Here is a 19335-nt window from a genome sequence, read left to right on the forward strand (position 1 = left end):
GATTAGGCGGTTTTAGTAGCGATTTTTAGCGCGTCAACAATCGAGTTGGGGGCTAGTGTCAGTTTAAAATCGTTTTCGCCGTAGCCTTTTGCACCCTGCATGGCCAGTGTGGCGGCTTGTATAAAATTGGCCTCCGTGGCTTCCTTGCCTTTTAAATAGTGCTCGGCTTCGATCAATCGCCAGGGTTTGTGAGCCACCCCACCCATCGCCAGTCGAACGTCCTGAATCGTTTTCCCTTTTAAGCTGAGCGCTGCGCCCACAGACACCAGCGCGAAGGCATAGGAGGCCCGATCCCGCACTTTGAGGTAGTATGAGTTGTCGGCGAATCGATTTGTTGTCAAATCGACCGACATAATCAGTTCGCCGGGTTGCAACGTGTTATCTTTTTGTGGCAGGTCGCCGGGCAATCGGTGAAAGGCGGCAAAGGGAATACTACGGTCGCCTTTCGGCCCCGATACGTTCACCGTCGCATCCAGCGCCACCAGTGCAATGCACATATCGCTGGGATGTACAGAAATGCACGTTGAACTTCGGTCGGCAGGTCCCGACGGGGCACCGCGCCCCCCCGGCGTTTCGGTGCCAAAAATAGCGTGCATCCGGTTGACCCCGCCAATGGCTCCACAGCCCGAAGGCCCGTTGGGTTTCCCCTTGTCAGGGCCTGCCTGCACGGGACTTCGTTTGTTGCAGGGCATCGAAGTATCATAGAAGTAGCTACAGCGGGTACGTTGCATCATGTTGCCACCAACCGTAGCCATGTTGCGAAGCTGCGCTGAAGCCCCTGCGTTGAGGGCCTGTGACAGCAGCGGGAAGTGTTTTTTTATCAACACATGGTCAGCCACCGCCGAGTTTTTAGCCATCGCCCCAATACGCATGCCCGTACTCGTTTCTTCAACGGTGGCCAGGGGCAGCTTATTGATGTCGACCAGCCGCTCAGGAATAACTACTGCCCGTTTCATGAGGTCAATGAGGTTAGTGCCCCCGGCCAGAAAGTACGTTCCACTTTCTTTTGTAACCGCCGATATAGCGGCTTTCGGAGTTGTCACCCGCGTAAACTGAAATGGATTCATACCCTGACCCCTCCTTTTTTTACCTCTGTGATTGCATCGACAATGTTAGCATAGGCTCCGCAACGGCAAATGTTACCGCTCATGTACTCCCGAATCTCGTCGGGACTATTGGCGTGCCCTTCTCGAATGCATGCCACCGCCGACATGATCTGTCCGGGCGTACAATAACCGCACTGAAAACCGTCGTGCTTAATGAAGGCTGCCTGCATCGGGTGTAGTCGGTCGCCATCAGATAAACCTTCGATCGTCGTGACTTTACAGCCTTCGGTCGTCATGGCCAGCGTCAGACAGGAATTGACCCGCTGCCCGTCGACGTGGACCGTGCAGGCTCCGCATTGACCGTGATCGCAGCCCTTCTTAGTGCCGGTTAAGTGAAGTTGTTCGCGTAGCAGGTCAAGGAGCGTGACGCGAGGTTCGATGCTAAGCTGCTGAGCTTTCCCATTGATGGTCAGTTGCAGGGGCGTCTGCTCGATAGCCAGCGCCACTTTCTGGTGGAGACCTTCTTCAACCGCTGCCATAGCAACGGGCGGAGTTAGCGCCATGGCAGCCAGCGCCGAGGATTGCTTTAAAAAAATCCGCCGGGAATAATCCGCCGGTTCTAGTCCATCATCGAAATGTTTGTTTTCAGCCATATTGCAGAAGGTTTAACGTTGGTAGACCACTAATGCTACACACCTAATTTACAACTCCATTTCTAGGGTAACCGTTATATTTCCTGAACCCAGCGCGGCAGCCAAGGCCGTTGGATTATCGATCCGGCCAAGCTTCGTATAGCTATAGGAAGTCCGAACCGTTTCATAGAAGAGCACCAGCGTATTGGTGCCATAAAGCATCAAATCGCCCATTTGAATCGTATCGGGATTAGCAGCATTCGTTGGTAAGCTGCTCGGCAGATCCGCAAACTTTTCATTCCTGTTCAACTCCTTCATGAATAGCGTGATCGGTAATTTGGCTTTAAATGCGGTTACGGTTGCGTTACTCAGGAGTGTTGCCGAAAACGTATTGGAACCGATCCTGATGCGCAGCCGATTGGATGAACGATCGGTAAGGGGGCTATTGTCAAGACTGGTAGAATCCAGCTTAATCGGTTTATCTTCTGCCATCGGGGTATCGGTTTTACAAGCCAAATTACCCACGACAACTAGTAGGAGAGGCAGCAAGATCTGGTTGAGTTTCATAGTCGTCGAAAATGATAGACTTCATTTACAGGTGGTTAACCTGCTCTTTAGTAAGTCCCTGGCAAAATTACCGGGTTGTCATACCATTCCTTTTATACATTTTACGGTTTTACCTACCACTTTTACTGGCAGGGCGGTGAGGCACGGTTTTCGGTTGTAGATTTGAGTAAAAATCGGATGACACGGGGCCCGCCGAACCGCACCCCGCGCCGAACCGCCCGCGATGATTGTCTACGACACGATAAAGAAATATACGGATACGTTTAGCAATAAAACGCAGCACCCCCTGATCAGTCTGGTTGATTTCAATCAGTCAACCCCACTCCCCAGAGTGAAATTTACGCTGAGTTTTTATGCCATCATCCTGAAAGAAACCCACTGTGGTGAGTTGCGGTATGGCAATCAATATTATGACTATGCTGAGGGGACTATGGTCTTTTTTGGGCCTGGACAGATCATTGCCAATGAGCCCGAAGGCGAACTGCACCAACCTTATGGGAAGGCCCTCGTCTTTCACCCCGACCTCATTAAAGGAACTAGCTTAGGCAAGCAGATTCATGAGTATTCATTTTTTAGTTATCAATCTCATGAAGCCCTTCACCTTTCTGAGAAAGAAAGAGAGATTGTGACGACTTGTTTTGGCAATGTGGCTACTGAAGTGGGCCAAAACATTGACCGGCATAGTAAAGAGTTGCTTGTCGCCAACCTGGAATTACTGCTGAAATACTGTTCCCGTTTTTATGACCGCCAGTTTATCACCCGTGAACACGCCAATCACGGAATCATTGAGCAGTTTGAGCAGAAACTTAGTGCGTATTTAGTCGGCGAAAAGCTACGAATGGATGGCGTACCAACGGTTGCCTACTTTGCCCATGCGTTACACCTGTCGCCCAATTATTTTGGCGACTTAATCAAAAAAGAAACCGGCAAGTCGGCCCTGGAATTCATCCAGCTTAAGCTGATCGATCTGGCGAAAGAACGGATTTTTGATACCAGCAAATCCATTAGTGAAATTTCGTATGAACTAGGCTTTAAATATCCTCAGCATTTTACACGCTTCTTTAAACAACAAGTGGGCGCTACCCCAATTGAGTATCGAAGTGCCTTGAATTAACGCCTTGGTCAACTGATTGTTCATATCCCCAACGCAAATCGATCAAGTAGTCTTGGGTAAATCTTAAAAAGAAACCGTACTGTGCTACTTATTTCCAGACAAATACGCTTAAAGAAATTGCCTCACCGACAAAGCATACTGATTAGAAAGCTGCTCCAGGCTCTCGGTTAACGATCAATCAATGATTTTCACATAGTAGCAGCCCGTATCTATCGTCGATGATCAGCCATCGAACCCGTGCTGCGACAGTGATTTAATGTAAAAACACGAACCGATGATTTTAGACGAAACGTATACTGGACCTGCTACATTTGACTGGACATTAAGTTAAGCACGATCTAACTTAGTGAACTATGAAAACTAGGAGGCAGTACGACCGCACGGATTTCCATGGTTTATGCAAGCGTTGCCGTATAATTTTTGTCATATCTCTGGCCCCGGTGGACCTTGAAAAAATTAGCCTATGTGGGCTATTGGATGTGGAACACCGCCGAAGTACGCAACCTGATTGAATGGATGAAGCAGTACAACACGGACAAACCCACTGGTGAGCAACTCTCCTTCTACGACTTTGATTGCAAAGTCATAGCGGATAATGACATTTACACGTTGGTTGACGAGTTTATGGCTAAGGTAGATGTCGACTTGTCTTATACGCTACCTGAATTAACCCATAACCCGGAGCGAATTGAGGTGGACTACAGCATGACATTTTTTTCGCCCTTTCTAAACGTCTTGCGCGAAAAGTCACGCCAATTTTCGTAATCTGTCAGTGAAATAAGCGCCCGAGCGCCAGAACTTTGCGGGATACTAACACCCTCTGGGCTACTACCATGTTTCTAGGTCATTTTGGAGTCGGACTGGCGAGTAAGCCCCTTCAACCGCGCGTATCACTGGGTACCCTGTTTCTGGCCGCTCAACTGGCCGATCTACTCTGGCCCACACTTTTGCTGCTAGGCGTAGAGCGCGTCGAAATTCGCCCTGGCCTATTGGCTGCCTCACCCTTCGACTTCGTTTATTATCCCTTCTCACACAGTCTGTTAGCGCAAGTGGTACTGGGTCTGGCACTAGGCCTCACCTATGGCCTGTTACGGCGTAACTGGCGGGGAGCCTTGCTAGTGGGCCTGCTGGTGCCCAGTCACTGGCTGCTTGACCTAATCATGCACCGTCCCGATCTGCCCCTTTACTTTGGGGATTCTCCAAAAGAAGGCTTGGGTCTGTGGCAGAATCTGCCCGCTACGCTGGCCATCGAACTGGGCTTTCTGGTGGCCGGTCTATGGGTGTACGTGCGCCGTACACGGCCGCGTAACCGCACCGGTCGATTCGCCCTCTGGGGTCTGGTGGCCTTTTTAGTGCTCGTCTATCTGGGCAGCGAACTTGGTCCGCCCCCAGGCAGTGTAGGGGCCTTAGCTTGGAGTAGCCAGGTGCTATGGCTGGTCGTGGCGCTAGGCTACTGGGTAGATGCGAACCGGGAAGTAGCGTGAAGATCAGTTGTATAATCTAACGTTATGATCACTAAGAAGGCGTCTTTAAAGGTAGTTTACTCGCCATTAGTTAGGTCTATCTAGGGATATTCCCTTACTATACTACGGGTCTTTCTCCTCCCCTTTGCAGCGTCTAATTTGGCCTGTTTTCACGGCTTCTAAGCAGTAGTTGATCTGAGAATATTCCCTTAACAAACGTACAATAAGAAATCTTGTACAATTTATGTAGGTTGCCAGACAGGTATGAGAATTTATCGGAGCGGCAGTAGTCGGTACAACGACCCGGGGCTATCGCCCGTCCCGTACGATATTACAAGAAACTCCGATTTTGCTGAAAACTAAAGAAAACAACACCACAACTACTTAATTAACAGCACACTACCCAACTTTGATTGAACATATCGTACGAATATAGGTACTCCCTATATGTAAGAAGCCATAAGCCAGCTGTAGCGCAAGTGAGGTATTTACCGGCCTGCGGTTATTAGCATGGGCTTCCTAGCGCGTCGAATACGAAACGTAGTAAGTTTGGTAGGATGGAGTCAGGCATAACAATGGCCTAATCCAGCAGGCGACGTAACCAGGAGCGTGGTTGGACCGAAGTTTGTTGCTTCTGGTGGTAGAGCCATTGGGTGGCGAAAACAGCGCTCAACAATCCCAGGGCGGCTCCCATCGGTTTGTCATCCTGCCACTGCCAGGTAATCATATCAACCCGAGTGCTGATGGCAATCGCCAATAAGCCACACAGGATCGTTGCCAGTCTATAAACGTTTCGCTTTTCCATGTTGATCGTCGGGATAGGGACGATGCAAACCTACGGAGAAGCAATAGGCAGGGGTTAGCAGGCTCGTAACATTCTATAAAACGGTTGTAACACTGGGTGAAATCACAAAAAAACAAGCCCTGTTTCAGGGCTTGTTTGATAATCTACCAGAAAAATTTACTTAAATAATACATAGCGACGCAGTTACAACAGGCCAGACTCGTTCCTGGAAATGGCTTCCTTCAGTCCGTTTTAGTCAGGCAACCTGATGCATTGGGCAGCCGCTCCTTTGGGTCGATGGTACCGACTTTGGCACGTTAACCGCCACCGGACAAACACCAACTGGCACACTGACTTCTAGACGATCACCTTCCTGAACAACAGCATGAAGGTGATTACTAATCAATTTATTTGTACTAGTGGTTTCGCCAGTTTCGTGTTTTACCGAAATGCAATAGAACAACCCATTGGGCTCGTTTGTGATACTATACTGCCGGGGCTGTAGCAGATTTAATTGAGGTAAAAATAATCGAATGCTCAGGTATTGACCGGGCTGGTGGTCGGCTACGAGACCTTCATCAACCGGATAGAGATGCAAGGCGGTGACCTCGCTCGATTCCTCGATTCTGGCTCTGACCACAAACGGACGCCAGCCCGTCCAGCCGCCTGGTTTTGTTACCTGAGCCGCGTACAGACCAGCTTCGATGCCGATCATCAGGCTGGCTAATTGCCCGTAGGCCGCTGTCCAGGCGTCGAGTAGGGCTGGTGTGGCAGCATCGCCCAGCACTTCGCCAATGGAAGCGATCAAATGACGGCCAATGAGATCGTAGTGCTCCGGACGAACAGCTAAACTTGTATGCTTATGGCCAATGCGGTTCAGCGTGGACAGTAATACCGATGGGTCTTCGATGTTTTCTGCGTAGGCCAGCACGGCCATCGCCAGAGCCGCCGGTTGTCGGCCATTTTGTTGATTGCCCATGTTGAAGGTATGTTTCAACTCGGGATTGATCGAGAAAACCCGCTGATAAAAATGAGTGGTCAGCAACAGACCGCTTTGTTTTAAGACGGGTACAGTCGCTTTGATAAGTTGTTTTTGGTCCGTAGTCATCTTATAAGTTTTCTGATTAATAAAGGTTTATGGAACACGATAAACACATTTGTGCTGACTCAGCTCCGCGATGAGATCTCAGGTACGCGTTTTAAAGAGTAGTAAATCCTAGGTTGGTTACCAGATAGTTGAAAGGGATCGTCTCGATTGAAGCCGCATTGAATAGACTGTACTTTTTTCGTTCCATCGCATAACCATCCGCATTCAGGGTATAGGTGAAATAGCTGCCACCCGGCGTAGATTTCTCCATAATGAGCTTTACCAGATGCTTACTTGTTTTGCCAAAAACTTTCAGAAAGGGATCAGGGAAGCCAGTTTCATCGACATTTATTGGCGATAAATCGGCCAGAACAGGGTCGCCCGTTGGTTGATCGTAAGCGAAAGTGAAATCAGACTGAACACTGATAGCAAGGGTGCTATAGTTCATGCCGTAGTGAATGGCCCGGATCATATCGCCATCAACATTGTAGGTATACTCAGTCCGAATAGCCGCGTTGGCTTTATCGCTAGCGGTCTTCAATTGGCCCTTCGTATTATATTGGTATACCAACTCCGTTTTCTCCGTCTGGCTAGAATTACTGTAGAGATACTGTAACCCTTTGTATTCGGTGCAGCGTCCGGTAGTTTCATCGATCAGATACGTTTGATCAGCTAACAGATTATTTCCAACGTAGGATATGGCGTTGATCGACCCGGCGCCGTAGGTGTACTCAGTTCGGGTATTCGTATTACCCCGTACATCCGGGCCATACATCACGCGCTTCAATCGGCCATCACTGTAATACGTCAGGTTAGCGGCACCGCGTTTAGTGAGCGTATATTTTTTGGGTAGGTTTGGACTGATATCGTTTACGACTTTTGTAGCCTCCGTCAGTGGTTGGTCGGGAGTGACCAAGCTGTTTTCCTTGCAGGCAACCAAGTTAAGCGATAAGGCCAAGAATGCGCCCATTGCGCTTTTTTTAGATAAATTGTTCATTAGTAGTTTGTTGTGTTTACGGGAGAGTTGTTTCCTTAATTGGATCACACAATCGGTTGCCGTGTGGCTGTTCACGATTGTGGTGTAAAAGTGGCGCTTGTCAGACCTGCTTTTCAAGAATTTCAGTGCGAGTACCGGCAATTCGGTAGTTGAAACGCGTGTAGGAAACTACAGACCGTTTCGGGCAGGATTCAGTATTTCAGTAATCAAACCGCGCTAAACGAAAAAGCCCCGGCGCGAACGGCGGAGGGCTTCTACAAGGGAATACGTAGTTTGAGTGAAAATTCTTACTGAGCTGTAACGTCAGATGTAAGCATCTGACGTTATACAATCGACCTCAACACGCTGACGATCCTGTAACGTAGTCACTTATTCCGGTGTGAGCATAGCCTGGGTAAGTGAATCATAGCAGGCGACCCAGGCTTGTTCCACTTCCTCGTTCCAATCTGTTCCCAAACCCCGCTTCAGGGTCCACAGTAGGGCTTCTCTAACAAGATCGTAGTGCCAGGGCTGCACGCCATAGCCTTCATGAGTCCGGGCTAAGGTATAAATTTCCTGCGCCACGGTATCGGGTCGGTCAAGGCGTGCCACAATAATACTGAGCATATCCACAAACTTCTGGTACTGACTTTCCATCGACCCTTTAAACATGGACCGTAGGGCTGGGTATTTAAAAAATAACCGCCCGTAAAAAACGTCGCCAAGCACGGCAGAATCAACCTCACGCAGGAGTTTCCAGGTTTGTTTAACAAGTTGAAGCTGTTGGTTCGTCATGTTAAAAACGCTCAATAGGTCTTATTCTCAATAAGGAGTAAATGACGGACTAAATCCATTCCCCGCCAACTTTTCTACTATGAGTCGTCGGTATGAGGCATTCAGCCGTACGAAAATAATCATCATTCGCGGTCGCCCTTACGCATACGGTCCGTTTTTTGTTTTGCGTCACTAAAACCGGATTCAGCACGGTTCGTAGCCAAAAACTTGCAGATGATGGCTGAAACTGAAAGATTTAGGGTAGATTTCCTGGCCAAACCTCCCTCCTATGAATGCGCTCATTATTGAAGACGAAAAACTGGTTGCTCTCGAACTGACAGCTAGTATTGCCGAAGTCGATCCGGGCATTAAGATTGTCGGCACCGTTGGCAGTGTAAAAACGGCCTTGCGGTGGTTTGCCGAAAACGCCGAGCCAGACGTGATTTTTGCTGACATTCAACTCGCCGATGGCATCAGCTTTACCATCTTCGACAAGTTTAAAATTTCCTGCCCCATCATTTTCACTACGGCTTATAATGAGTACGCTATCCAGGCTTTTAAAGTAAACGGCATCGACTATCTGCTCAAACCCGTCGATTGGGATGAACTACGGCAGGCCATTGCGAAAGCCCGTGCTTTAGGAAAAAGCCAGAGCAAGACCGCCATTGATGTGCAGAAATTACTGGATGCGCTAAACATACCGTCAGCACTTAAACCTACTTACAAGGAGCATTTTCTGGGGAACGCCCGCAATAGCTGGATACCTGTTCGGGTGGCTGACATAGCCTACATTGTGCGGGATGAACTCAATTTTATGGTGACCAATAGCGGGGAACGCTATATTTTGGATTACGACACTCTCGACGAAATTGAGTCGCTACTCAATCCAAACCAATTTTACCGGGCCAGTCGCCATTGTATTGTCAACATTAACTCGGTGCAGAGCGTGAAGGGGCTTTCGAATCTTAAATTAGTGCTTGCCCTGAAAACGCCAAATCATCAGTTTAGCATCGACATTAGCCGAGATAAGGCCCCTTCCTTCAAGAAATGGCTGGAACAATGAGTTTGAAAGCTCACGTAGGCTGGCTCGTTGCAGGCTGTTGGTTTTATTTCGGGCTGTTGGGTTCACTATCGGCCCAGACGGTCAACCTACCACTTGAGTTTCAGCATATTCAGGAGGCTCAGGGGCTATCGTATAATATGGTTAATTGCCTGCTTCAGGACCGGGATGGCTACCTCTGGATTGGCACCTATAGTGGGTTGAATCGCTTTGATGGCAGCCATTTTACAGTTTTTAAAGCCGATCGAGAACGGGCAACAAGTTTAGGAAATAATATTGTTCAGGACTTATGCGAAGACAAAGAAGGCAATCTGTGGCTGGCAACTGACGACGGTATCAGCCAATACAGCCGCCGTACGGGTCAGTTTCGTAATATTCGCTCTACCGGTGCTCAGGTTCTGGGGCAGTGTCTGAACATCCTCTGCGACCGTACCGGACAAATCTGGTTTTCCACGGCCCGTACTGGCCTGTTCCGGCTAGACCCTAAAACCAATAAGTTTACGCATCTTAGCCATCAGTCGGCTCAAGTGGCATCGCTCTCCAACAATGACATTACAAAGAATGGAGTGCTGGAAGATCTAACTCATAATGGTCTTTGGATAACGACTGAAGAAGGGGGACTCAACTACCTGAACATAACGTCGGGAGAGTTTGTCAATTACCGCAACAACCCGAATCAACTACCTGTCTTTCAAAAGCATAACACCTCGGCTTTAGCCATAGATGGAGCTGATCGACTGATTTTTTCTGACAATACTGACCAACGAATTCTGTTCTATGATCTGACAAAAAAAACCGTAACCAATAGCCTTGCACTAACGAGTCAGACAGGCCGTTCTGCTTTTCCGATGGGTACCATCGTTGTCGATCACCGGCATAAGTTGTGGACTTCCTCTTGGACATACACGATGTTTACCATCGACACTGAACGGTATCAGGCCCAGGAGTTTTTCCATGACGTAGCCAATAAAACGTCGATAGCCGGGGATTTTTTCTGGACAGCCTGGTCGCAAAAGGACGGAACAATCTGGCTCGGGACAGTTAATGGCATTTCGTATACCAATCCAGAAAAAACATTTTATCAGATTCATAACCTAGCGAAGAAGCATCCTGCTTTGGCTAATGGATGGGGCCTGACCTCATTTCTGGAAGACGACAACGAAAGCTGGTGGCTTCTATCGGCTGATAATGAGCTGCTTAATTATGAGCCTACGTCTGGCCAGTTGGCCATTCACAAAATGGATTCTGCACCCAGGGATGATTACCGATTTGGATTACCACAATTGGTTGCCGGTTTGAATCAGGACGAATTCTTTATCTGTCGAACGCGGTCTGTGGTTGTTTTCAACAAGCGAAGCAAGCGGTTTTCTCCGCTGGCCTTGCCGCCGACTATATTCAGCCACGCTGACGATTTCAGAACGATGGTCAGACAGGGCGACCTGCTTTGGTTATTCGGTGCCAGCGATGCGATTTTTAGCTATCATATGCCATCGGGCCGCTGGCGTACTTACGGATTGCCATTTGGAACCGAAAAGGTAAAACACGACGTCTGGTCGGCAGGTCTGGACCGAAAAGGACGCGTGTGGGCCGATGTGGCTGACAAAGGATTTATCTGGTTTTCAACTAATGAGCAGCGGTTTATGAGTGGCCCACCCCAACCAGCGGCTACGGCTTACTCCGATCACTTCGCCTTCACGACCGATAAACAAAATCGACTCTGGACACCCGTATCCGGTAAGGGGTTGGTTGAGTTTGATCCGCAACACAATACCTATCGAACTTGGACTGAACAGGATGGGCTATACTCCAATGAATGCAAAGCGGCCTATGCCGATTCGTACGGACAGATTTGGATGGCTGCCTTTAATAAATTTTCGATTATCAATCCAGCCCGTAAGTCGGTTCAGAACATTTCCCTGCAACTCAACGAGTCAAACATTGGGTACGTCAATTACATGTTTCCCCTGCGGAATGGAAACATCCTGACCACGTTGAAAAATTACGTGGTCGAATTCATGCCTCGCCGGGTTCAAAGCCAGCCCACACCCGCCAACGTTCTGATTAGTTCGCTCTTACTACCCGATACGTCTATCGTGATACATGCCAACAGCCCGACACTTCATCTTGATGTTTTCAGGAATAATTTTAGTATCAATTACTCGATCCTGAATCGTGGCTACCAGCCCTATACGTATTTATATACGTTGCAAGGATACGACGACCATTGGGTAAGGGCTGATGCCCATACGGTGGCTAATTATACTAAAATACCGGGTGGTGATTATCTATTTAGGGTCAAGGCCGTGGTGGGTGAAACGGAAACCCTCGAAACCACGCTACCCATTCACGTCGATACGGCCTTTTATAATACACGCTTGTTTCGTATTGCCCTATTGTCGCTGTTTCTGGCGCTTCTGTACTGGTTTTACCGATACCGTGTCCGGGAAACGGCCCGGTTGCATCATTTTCAAATTCAAACAACCCGCTTGGAGCGCGACAAGGCCCAAATTCAGTATCAAAACCTCATTAATCATCTCAATCCCCATTTTTTGTTCAATAGCTTAACCTCACTCAACAGCTTGATTATTACTAAACCGAAAGAGGCATCGGTGTTTTTACGAAAATTATCGGTCATCTATCGCTATATTCTGCAAAACAAAGACAAGGAACTCGTCAGCCTTCAGGATGAACTGGCCTTTGCTCAGAACTATATTGACTTACAGAAAGCTCGCTTTGGCGATGATCTTCAAATCAGTATCAGCATAGATCCTGCCTGCCTGACCCGATTGATTGTGCCCGTTACGATCCAGAATCTGATCGAAAACGCAATCAAACACAACATTCTTGATGAGGAAACTCCGCTTCACATTCAGATTTATACGGAAGAAGACACGCTGTTTGTGATGAATTCTCTACAAAAAAAGGACTTTGTCGAAACGTCGAACAAACAGGGATTAGCCAGTCTCAAGTCGCTATATGGCTACTTGAGTGGGCGAGAACTCAGCGTGGTTGAAACAACTACTCACTTTCTGGTAGCAGTACCGCTCCTCTAAACCCGAATACATTAAGTCAATAGACATAGTAACGCTATTGACGTTCAACTGATTGTGGCACCAACCGGTATCGGTAGCGAAGGGTGATTCCGGTGGGCGTAGTGCTGTTTTTATGAGGAGACGGTGCCGCCCAAGCTGACCAGTCTGTGGATTGTGTCGGACGATAGGATAAGTTCATGGGGAAGTACAGGTGCTGGGTGTTGAGCAGGGTTAGCCAGATAGTCCAGTTATACACAACGGTCACCTTTGTTTCCCACGGCATAATCAGGAAATCACCCTCTTCCCGAATACGCTCGGCATCGCTGTGGTCGAAATCACCACCTAAAAAAGACGGAATTACGGCCTGGGGCAGCGGTTGGTTGTTAAGCAGCGATTTTGCCATCCGGATTTCTGCCTCGATCACAGCCTGCTGTCTGGTATAGTCTAGATGGCGGGGTTCCTTCCAGGCAAATACAGCCCCGGCTATACTCCATCCTGCCACTATTAACCCGGTCACCGTCTGCACAGGTCGCAGATAGCCATGTTCCGCTAAAAACCAGGCCAGCCCACCCAGGCATACGAAGCTACCAACGGCTAAACCCAAGCCCAAAACGAGACTGTTCGACAGTGTTGGGCTATGACTTGGGTCCGACCGGTTAATGCTATCGATGAAAAATAGGGTCAGTATAAAAGCTAAAGGAGCGGTACAAAGGCCCAAGACGAAGGCGGTTAAAAAGCGTTCCACGAATGATGGCGAGTTTTACTTATCGTTTAGCGTACCATCAACCTTCATTAGCATGATCAAACCTTTGCAGTACATATCCCAAAAAGACTGATCGACTTTCGGATGCGACTTGTTCCAAAGCTCCCTATATTCCTCATGCTTCAGGCAGCATAGGGAATCGCTTTCCCTATTGAGTTTCGCGAACACGTCTGGACTGTATTTTGAGAATACTATTCTCAGTTGCTTACTGGTCATGTCCTTTTTTTGATGAGACTTGTATTCAAAAATGTCGAGTAAATTACTAACATCAGACGCGTCCCATACTTGGCTGGTATACTGCTCATACCATTCAGAATTCTTGAGAGCAAACTGGCCATAGCTTATCGAATTACTCATTAGCATAAGGGTGAAGAAGGCCGTTAAAAAATACAATCTCATGCGGTTAACTGTGAATAGTGACAATCGCTCGGATTGGCCGACAGTACACGTTGATGACTGTAGTGCCCATCAGATTCACACAAAAGAATGATATCCGCATGTCGCCAGCAAAAATTACTGTGCGAGTGACAGGTTTTGGCGGGTTCAGCCGTAGTCTACAGGCAATAAGCCATCTACCAGCTACAACAGCAGACGACGTAACCAGGCTTGCCAGCGAGTTTGGAGTGAAGTCTCATCCTGCCGATTTTGGTAGTAGAACCATTGGGTGGCGAAAACAGCGCTTAACAATCCCAGGGCGGCTCCCATCGGTTTGTCATCCTGCCACTGCCAGGTAATCATATCAACCCGAGTGCTGATGGCAATCGCCAATAAGCCACACAGGATCGTTGCCAGTCTATAAACGTTTCGCTTTTCCATGTTGATCGTCGGGATAGGGACGATGCAAACCTACGGAGAAGCAATAGGCAGGGGTTAGCAGGCTTGTAACATTCTATAGCACGGTTGTAACAAGGACTAAAATAACCGAGAAATCAGTTGCACATTGGCTAATCCGGTTGACATTATCGCGCTAAATCCTGTAGCCATTGTTACAGAAAAGGGCGTGTTTTTGAGCCAAGAAGCTGTATTCCAACGACCGCTCCATAAGTACATTGACGTATTTACCGCGACTACTGATACCTTACCAGTTCGCAAGCTTCCTCTCTATGAAACGACTTCTTTTTCTATTGTTTTTTGGGATTGACTTACTAACCGGACACCGTTCGGCAATGGCTCAACAGAGCAAACGCGACAGCCTGGAAAATCTCCTGCAACATACCAGTGCCGATACGAATCGGGTCATTCTGTTGAATAAAGCAGTCGGTTTATATTTTAGTAATAATCCACAAAAAGCAAAACAGTATGCTGAACAGGCACTTCGACTGGCTCAGAAGCTGGATTATCAACGTGGCATCGGGCGTAGTTACCTTAGCTTGGGGATTTATCAGTGGTCACAGGGACAGTATTTACCCGCAGTTCAGCTGGCGAAAACCGCCCTACCTTACTTTGAGGCACTGAACGATCAGAATGGGCTAGCTTCTGTATATAGCACTATAGGTTTGAACCTGCGGGGATTAGGCGATTTTTCCCAAGCCACAACGTACTATTTTAAAAGTCTGCGGGCGAGCGAAAAAGCGGGAGATCTGGCTTCTGTGGCAAAGACGTATAATAACATCGGCATCGTTTTTAAGTACCAGGAAAAATACGATCAGGCTCTGTATTACTACTGGCAGTCATTTCGGAAAAGTGCCGGAGTTGATGTTCGTAACCAGGCCGGTGTCTTAGCTAATATCGGCGTTATTTACCAACTTAAGAAGAACAATCCCAAAGCCATTTCCTACCTAAATCAGGCTCGCAGCCGCTTTCTGGCCCTAAATGAGCCGATGGGTCTAGTAATTTGCGACAACGATCTGAGCGAGACGTATTGCCGCATGGCCCAGTACGACCGCGCCGAAGCCGCTGTTCAGCAGGCACTAAAAGCGAGTAATGAGTTAGGCTATAAACCGGGCCTTGTGTCGAGTTTACTTTCTCTGGGCGAGATCCGATTGCAGACCGGGCGGGCAGGTGAAAGTTTCGCGTTTTTCAATAAAGGACTTCCCTTGGCTGAACAGCTTAAACAACAGGCCGGTCGGCTACGGGTGTACAAGGGGTTGGCGATGGCTCATGCTCAACTAGGCGACTTTGCTAAAGCGTACCAATTCCAGTCGAAATGGGTGGCCCTGAAAGATTCCGCCTTCAATGAAGAAAGTGCCAAAAAGATCGCCGGAGTACAGGCCAGCTATCAATTTGAGAAGAAACAGGCCGAAATTGAGTTGCTAAAGAAAGATCAACAGGTGGCTCAGTTGTGGCGAAATACGATAGGTGCCGGTTTACTGGCGGCCCTGATTATTGCCGGACTGGTGGTGAGCCGACAACGGTTAAAAATTCGAAATAATCAGGTGTTACTCGATCAGGGAAAGGTCGTTGCTGCCAAAAATCAGCAGCTGGAAGCCCAAACGCATCTATTGGGAAATCAGGCCGCTGTACTGACTAATCAAGCCCAGCAACTTCAGGAATTGGACGAAGTTAAATCCCGTTTTTTTACTAATGTCACCCATGAATTTCGGACTCCACTAACGCTCATCATTGGTACGTTGAGTGAAAAGCTCCACCTACTGTCCTCAACTACCGAAACGGTCATTCGTCGGGACGAGGTAACGGTCATGTATCGCAATTCTGAACGCTTGTTACACCTGATTAACCAATTGCTCGATTTATCGAAAATCGAATCTGGCCGACTGGAATTACAGCTACAGACCGACGACATAAAACCCTTGCTGAACGTTTCCGTCGCCCTGTTTTCGTCACTGGCGGCTCAGCGTAACATTCAACTCTCTGTCAAACTATCTCCTCAGGACTTGTTGGTTAACTATGATGCCAATCAGTTAGAAAAAGTACTAACAAATCTGCTGTCCAACGCCTTTAAATTCACGCCCGATGGCGGTGAAATTTACGTAGGGGCTGAATCAATCCAGGTGGATGGTAGTGCTTTTGTCCGGCTAACCGTTGATGACAGCGGGGTTGGGATCGCACCGGACCAGATCGAACGGGTATTCGAACGGTTTTATCAGGGTGTTGCACCCCGCGTTGACCGACAGCCAGGAACAGGCGTTGGTTTGTCTTTAGTCAAGGAAATTGTTGACCTGCACCAGGGCACAATTCGTATCGAGCGTAAACCGGGTTCGGGCGCACGATTCGTCATTCTGCTCCCCCTAACCGAATCGGACCAGGTAGCAGCCAGTCTCCCGACCCCTAAACATTCTCCGAGAGTCATCGACTTTTCGCCCCCGACTCCCGATTCATCAGCCATCGTGCAGGGTGACGATGAACGGCCACTGTTGCTGATCGTCGAAGACAATGATGATGTGCGCACCTTCATCCGAAATCTGATGCAACCAACGTACCGGGTATTGGAACGTGAAAATGGTCTTCTGGGCCTGACCGCAGCCCAGGATCATTTGCCTGACCTGATTATCAGCGACTGGATGATGCCCGATATGGACGGAATTGAACTATGTCATCGAATAAAAACAGATGAACGCACCAGCCATATTCCATTTATTTTACTGACTGCTCTCTCAGCACAAGACAAGCGGCTGACGGGTCTGCAAACCGGCGCCGATGACTACCTGACCAAACCGTTCGATTCAAGAGAATTACTAGCCCGAGGCCAAAACCTGATTGCTAACCGCCGGAAGTTGCACGAGCGATTCAGTCGGGAAGTCCGTATCCAGCCGAAGGACATCACCGTGACGTCAGCTGACGAAAAGTTTCTGGTACGGGTCATCCAGATTGTCGAGAACAATTTAAGCAAGGCGGATTTTAGTGCCGAGCAATTTGGACAGGAAGCAGGATTGAGCCGGATGCAATTGCACCGCAAACTCGTTTGCCTGACTGGTTTAGCCGCAGGAGATTTTATTCGGCTCATGCGTTTGAAGCGGGCAGCCCAACTCCTCGACGCACGAACCGGCACCATATCCGAAATTGCGTACGAAGTGGGTTTCAATTCCCTCTCTTATTTTGCAAAATGTTTCCGGGACCAATTTGGTATGCTCCCAACTGAATACCAGAGCCGACTCTCTTCTCCCGTCTAACGCCCGGCGGTTCTATACTCCATTAAAAGTTAAGCTAGTCATACCACGAATCCATCAGACTCGGTGGGGAACCACGCGATTCTCCACTGAGACTGATGGATTCGTTCGTCTTTCCTATTGGGTAACAAAATTCCTAAAACAGGACACTGGCCGGAAGGCCAAGAGCTTTCCCTGGATTGGTTATCCAAGTGATTTCCTGCGTATAAACGACAAGGCCCAAAGCAACTCATAATCCTTGGCCTACGATTCAATGGGCAGATGGCTCCATTCGTAGTGAAATCTTTGAAAAGCAGCCCTGGCGAACGACAACTTTGTGGCATAAACAACTTCTACTATGAATCAGAAAACATCAGCCGCCTTTGTGGGCGCATCCTGGGTTGCTCTTGGAGCCGGTATGTTCGGTTATTTAATTGGACTATGGCGATCCCAGATGTTATTAAATGAAAAAGGGTTCTACTTCACCGTCCTTATGTTTGGCATTTTCGCGGTGGTGTCTGTACAAAAAAGCGTGAGAGACCGAATCGAGGGTTTCCCTGTCACAGATCTGTACTATGGAATCAGTTGGTTATCAACAATCTTATCTATTGCGCTTTTGACAATTGGCTTATGGAACGCGACACTGTTGCCCAGTGAAAAAGGGTTTTATGCGTTTGCCTTTTTGCTTGGTTTATTCGGCGCCATCGCGGTCCAGAAAAATACCAGAGATTGTCAGGCATTCCCTAATAAAGGATAATCGTCATCACCTTAGCCCACCCACTTACTTTGTTGACTCGACATGCAGCCTGAGAAAATAGCGAACAGTTAACGCTGAAATTTACCACACTCAGCAATTCCAAATTGATTAAATACTAACAAACTAATTCAAACAACAAATAACAAATACAACAATGAACACATCCCTCAATTCTGCTACGACCAATTCCCCATTGAACAATTATGTTACCATACTAAAAAAGTACAATGACTATAGCGGACGCGCCCGGCGCAGCGAGTATTGGTACTTTGTTTTAATTAATACACTCGTTTCTCAGAGCTTAGTTTTCTTAAACGCGTTGCTCTTCAATGGATCGGTGTTATTTAGCTGGCTGCTTCTTCTGGTTAATCTGGCCATTCTGGTCCCAACGGTTGCCGTTGCCATCCGGCGAATGCATGACGTAGGCAAGAGCGGCTGGTACATGCTAATTCCGATTTACAACCTGATTCTAGCCTGCACAGAAGGAACCAACGCGAGCAATCCATATGGACCTGATCCTAAATTAAAAGCCTGATCCCTGGTTTCGCTTGGCGGAAGACAGGTGATTTAGCCAAGCACTTGATAGATGAGTGTGATTTAGTTTCCTCAAAATCAGATAGTTATAATGGTCTTACTGACAATCAAGCAACTTGACGAATGGATGACAGCCAATTGCTATAATGACAGCTACGGGATAGGCAGTAGAATTATTCACGAAGGATATGGCCTGGACACGGCAGACCGTTTATTTGTTTGGTACTACACAGAACGCGGAGTGCGTCAAAATCTAAGCTATTTTCAAACAGAAAAAGAAGCCGTTGATTTTGCTTTCAGGACAATCACAGCCGACAGGTCTGCCAATAGACACCTGGTTGGCTTCTTAAAAGACAAGTCAGTAGAGCAGGAATTGATAGATGAACTTGACCGCAGAGGTATAGCCTTTTGGAAAGATGATATTCCCTATGGTGGATTACACGATAGACGAAGCAGAATCTTCGTGTTCGGGTGCGATATACAACGAGTTCTGAATCTGCAGGAAAAGTACCTCGTCCGACAATAATCACGACCTGTTTGTGCTTCAACCGTACACCATCTGAGCAGATAGCTTCGTATAGCTCAAGATAGCCAATATTGATGAGTCGGTCGAAAATGGTTTATTCCTGATTGATGACAATTTAACCGGCAAATTACGGCCACTCATAGTGAAACTTTTGAAAGATGGTCACTACAGAAT

19 protein-coding genes are annotated in these 19335 nt (G+C 47.9%); 9 read left to right on the forward strand and 10 right to left on the reverse strand.

Annotation, left to right across the window (positions count from 1 at the left end):
• Nucleotides 1-2: 2 nt before the first annotated feature.
• The 3 genes from ACFS25_RS13710 to ACFS25_RS13720 are packed head-to-tail and all read right to left on the reverse strand — an operon-like array spanning nucleotide 3 to nucleotide 2245.
• Nucleotides 3-1067 (reverse strand): FAD binding domain-containing protein, encoded by a 1065-nt coding sequence (locus ACFS25_RS13710; RefSeq protein WP_381501631.1) that lies wholly within the window; start codon nucleotides 1065-1067, stop codon nucleotides 3-5.
• A complete protein-coding gene (locus tag ACFS25_RS13715) occupies nucleotides 1064-1699 on the reverse strand; it encodes a (2Fe-2S)-binding protein (protein ID WP_381501634.1) in 636 nt (211 codons plus the stop codon). Before ACFS25_RS13715 ends, ACFS25_RS13710 begins: the two co-directional genes overlap by 4 nt.
• 48 nt (nucleotides 1700-1747) lie before the next feature.
• The gene (locus ACFS25_RS13720) at nucleotides 1748-2245 is read right to left on the reverse strand and encodes a cyclophilin-like fold protein (protein ID WP_381501637.1); all 498 of its coding nucleotides are present in this window, start codon (nucleotides 2243-2245) and stop codon (nucleotides 1748-1750) included.
• A 223-nt stretch (nucleotides 2246-2468) separates the two neighbouring features.
• Here ACFS25_RS13720 and ACFS25_RS13725 point away from each other — a divergent pair, with 223 nt between their 5' ends.
• From ACFS25_RS13725 to ACFS25_RS13735, 3 genes are all read left to right on the forward strand, one after another.
• A complete protein-coding gene (locus tag ACFS25_RS13725) occupies nucleotides 2469-3359 on the forward strand; it encodes a helix-turn-helix domain-containing protein (protein WP_381501640.1) in 891 nt (296 codons plus the stop codon).
• Between the two features lie 447 nt (nucleotides 3360-3806).
• Nucleotides 3807-4124, forward strand: coding sequence for an erythromycin esterase family protein (locus ACFS25_RS13730; protein ID WP_381501643.1), 318 nt, complete (start codon nucleotides 3807-3809; stop codon nucleotides 4122-4124).
• A 68-nt stretch (nucleotides 4125-4192) separates the two neighbouring features.
• Nucleotides 4193-4843 carry a hypothetical protein gene (locus ACFS25_RS13735; RefSeq protein WP_381501646.1) on the forward strand — a complete coding sequence of 217 codons (651 nt, stop codon included), beginning with the start codon at nucleotides 4193-4195 and terminating at the stop codon, nucleotides 4841-4843.
• Between the two features lie 559 nt (nucleotides 4844-5402).
• Here the strand turns inward: ACFS25_RS13735 and ACFS25_RS13740 are convergent.
• The 4 genes from ACFS25_RS13740 to ACFS25_RS13755 form a co-directional block, all read right to left on the reverse strand.
• The gene (locus ACFS25_RS13740) at nucleotides 5403-5627 is read right to left on the reverse strand and encodes a hypothetical protein (RefSeq protein ID WP_381501651.1); all 225 of its coding nucleotides are present in this window, start codon (nucleotides 5625-5627) and stop codon (nucleotides 5403-5405) included.
• 235 nt (nucleotides 5628-5862) lie between these two features.
• Nucleotides 5863-6714 carry a globin domain-containing protein gene (locus tag ACFS25_RS13745; protein ID WP_381501653.1) on the reverse strand — a complete coding sequence of 284 codons (852 nt, stop codon included), beginning with the start codon at nucleotides 6712-6714 and terminating at the stop codon, nucleotides 5863-5865.
• A 91-nt stretch (nucleotides 6715-6805) separates the two neighbouring features.
• Entirely contained in the window at nucleotides 6806-7690 is an 885-nt protein-coding gene (locus ACFS25_RS13750; protein ID WP_381501656.1) for a hypothetical protein, read from the reverse strand.
• A gap of 369 nt (nucleotides 7691-8059) precedes the next feature.
• Nucleotides 8060-8464, reverse strand: coding sequence for a globin domain-containing protein (locus tag ACFS25_RS13755; protein ID WP_381501659.1), 405 nt, complete (start codon nucleotides 8462-8464; stop codon nucleotides 8060-8062).
• 268 nt (nucleotides 8465-8732) lie between these two features.
• On the opposite strand from ACFS25_RS13755, the gene ACFS25_RS13760 reads away from it, so the two are divergent.
• Both ACFS25_RS13760 and ACFS25_RS13765 read left to right on the forward strand, forming a co-directional pair.
• On the forward strand, nucleotides 8733-9506 hold the full coding sequence (locus tag ACFS25_RS13760; RefSeq protein WP_381501662.1) for a LytR/AlgR family response regulator transcription factor: 774 nt from the start codon (nucleotides 8733-8735) through the stop codon (nucleotides 9504-9506).
• The gene (locus tag ACFS25_RS13765) at nucleotides 9491-12556 is read left to right on the forward strand and encodes a ligand-binding sensor domain-containing protein (protein ID WP_381501665.1); all 3066 of its coding nucleotides are present in this window, start codon (nucleotides 9491-9493) and stop codon (nucleotides 12554-12556) included. Before ACFS25_RS13760 ends, ACFS25_RS13765 begins: the two co-directional genes overlap by 16 nt.
• A gap of 34 nt (nucleotides 12557-12590) precedes the next feature.
• Here ACFS25_RS13765 and ACFS25_RS13770 read toward each other — a convergent pair whose 3' ends face one another.
• The 3 genes from ACFS25_RS13770 to ACFS25_RS13780 form a co-directional block, all read right to left on the reverse strand.
• Nucleotides 12591-13280, reverse strand: coding sequence for a Rossmann-fold NAD(P)-binding domain-containing protein (locus tag ACFS25_RS13770; RefSeq protein ID WP_381501668.1), 690 nt, complete (start codon nucleotides 13278-13280; stop codon nucleotides 12591-12593).
• Nucleotides 13281-13295: 15 nt separating this feature from the next.
• Nucleotides 13296-13697: a hypothetical protein gene (locus ACFS25_RS13775; protein ID WP_381501671.1), complete on the reverse strand. Its 402-nt coding sequence runs from the start codon at nucleotides 13695-13697 to the stop codon at nucleotides 13296-13298.
• 180 nt (nucleotides 13698-13877) lie between these two features.
• Nucleotides 13878-14114, reverse strand: a complete 237-nt coding sequence (locus ACFS25_RS13780) for a hypothetical protein (RefSeq protein ID WP_381501674.1) — start codon at nucleotides 14112-14114, stop codon at nucleotides 13878-13880.
• Between the two features lie 287 nt (nucleotides 14115-14401).
• Here ACFS25_RS13780 and ACFS25_RS13785 point away from each other — a divergent pair, with 287 nt between their 5' ends.
• The 4 genes from ACFS25_RS13785 to ACFS25_RS13800 all read left to right on the forward strand — a co-directional run bounded on the left by ACFS25_RS13785 (nucleotide 14402) and on the right by ACFS25_RS13800 (nucleotide 19161).
• The gene (locus tag ACFS25_RS13785; protein ID WP_381501678.1) at nucleotides 14402-17368 is read left to right on the forward strand and encodes a tetratricopeptide repeat protein; all 2967 of its coding nucleotides are present in this window, start codon (nucleotides 14402-14404) and stop codon (nucleotides 17366-17368) included.
• 334 nt (nucleotides 17369-17702) lie between these two features.
• The gene (gene yiaA / locus ACFS25_RS13790) at nucleotides 17703-18101 is read left to right on the forward strand and encodes an inner membrane protein YiaA (protein WP_381501682.1); all 399 of its coding nucleotides are present in this window, start codon (nucleotides 17703-17705) and stop codon (nucleotides 18099-18101) included.
• A gap of 154 nt (nucleotides 18102-18255) precedes the next feature.
• Nucleotides 18256-18636 carry a DUF805 domain-containing protein gene (locus ACFS25_RS13795; protein WP_381501684.1) on the forward strand — a complete coding sequence of 127 codons (381 nt, stop codon included), beginning with the start codon at nucleotides 18256-18258 and terminating at the stop codon, nucleotides 18634-18636.
• Nucleotides 18637-18726: 90 nt separating this feature from the next.
• The gene (locus ACFS25_RS13800; RefSeq protein ID WP_381501687.1) at nucleotides 18727-19161 is read left to right on the forward strand and encodes a hypothetical protein; all 435 of its coding nucleotides are present in this window, start codon (nucleotides 18727-18729) and stop codon (nucleotides 19159-19161) included.
• Nucleotides 19162-19335: the final 174 nt, after the last annotated feature.

Origin of the sequence: Spirosoma flavum (assembly GCF_042686045.1) — a bacterium.
GTDB classification, from domain to species: Bacteria; Bacteroidota; Bacteroidia; order Cytophagales; family Spirosomataceae; genus Spirosoma; species Spirosoma flavum.

Excerpts from the sequence above, each read along its gene's own strand:
- ACFS25_RS13720 (WP_381501637.1), bottom strand. The coding sequence starts at position 2,245 with ATGAAACTCAACCAGATCTTGCTGCCTCTCCTACTAGTTGTCGTGGGT.
- ACFS25_RS13765 (WP_381501665.1), top strand. The coding sequence starts at position 9,491 with ATGGCTGGAACAATGAGTTTGAAAGCTCACGTAGGCTGGCTCGTTGCA.
- yiaA (WP_381501682.1), top strand. The coding sequence starts at position 17,703 with ATGAATCAGAAAACATCAGCCGCCTTTGTGGGCGCATCCTGGGTTGCT.
- ACFS25_RS13795 (WP_381501684.1), top strand. The coding sequence starts at position 18,256 with ATGAACACATCCCTCAATTCTGCTACGACCAATTCCCCATTGAACAAT.
- ACFS25_RS13800 (WP_381501687.1), top strand. The coding sequence starts at position 18,727 with ATGGTCTTACTGACAATCAAGCAACTTGACGAATGGATGACAGCCAAT.
- ACFS25_RS13775 (WP_381501671.1), bottom strand. The coding sequence starts at position 13,697 with ATGAGATTGTATTTTTTAACGGCCTTCTTCACCCTTATGCTAATGAGT.
- ACFS25_RS13710 (WP_381501631.1), bottom strand. The coding sequence starts at position 1,067 with ATGAATCCATTTCAGTTTACGCGGGTGACAACTCCGAAAGCCGCTATA.
- ACFS25_RS13715 (WP_381501634.1), bottom strand. The coding sequence starts at position 1,699 with ATGGCTGAAAACAAACATTTCGATGATGGACTAGAACCGGCGGATTAT.
- ACFS25_RS13780 (WP_381501674.1), bottom strand. The coding sequence starts at position 14,114 with ATGGAAAAGCGAAACGTTTATAGACTGGCAACGATCCTGTGTGGCTTA.
- ACFS25_RS13755 (WP_381501659.1), bottom strand. The coding sequence starts at position 8,464 with ATGACGAACCAACAGCTTCAACTTGTTAAACAAACCTGGAAACTCCTG.
- ACFS25_RS13740 (WP_381501651.1), bottom strand. The coding sequence starts at position 5,627 with ATGGAAAAGCGAAACGTTTATAGACTGGCAACGATCCTGTGTGGCTTA.
- ACFS25_RS13785 (WP_381501678.1), top strand. The coding sequence starts at position 14,402 with ATGAAACGACTTCTTTTTCTATTGTTTTTTGGGATTGACTTACTAACC.
- ACFS25_RS13725 (WP_381501640.1), top strand. The coding sequence starts at position 2,469 with ATGATTGTCTACGACACGATAAAGAAATATACGGATACGTTTAGCAAT.
- ACFS25_RS13735 (WP_381501646.1), top strand. The coding sequence starts at position 4,193 with ATGTTTCTAGGTCATTTTGGAGTCGGACTGGCGAGTAAGCCCCTTCAA.
- ACFS25_RS13745 (WP_381501653.1), bottom strand. The coding sequence starts at position 6,714 with ATGACTACGGACCAAAAACAACTTATCAAAGCGACTGTACCCGTCTTA.
- ACFS25_RS13760 (WP_381501662.1), top strand. The coding sequence starts at position 8,733 with ATGAATGCGCTCATTATTGAAGACGAAAAACTGGTTGCTCTCGAACTG.
- ACFS25_RS13750 (WP_381501656.1), bottom strand. The coding sequence starts at position 7,690 with ATGAACAATTTATCTAAAAAAAGCGCAATGGGCGCATTCTTGGCCTTA.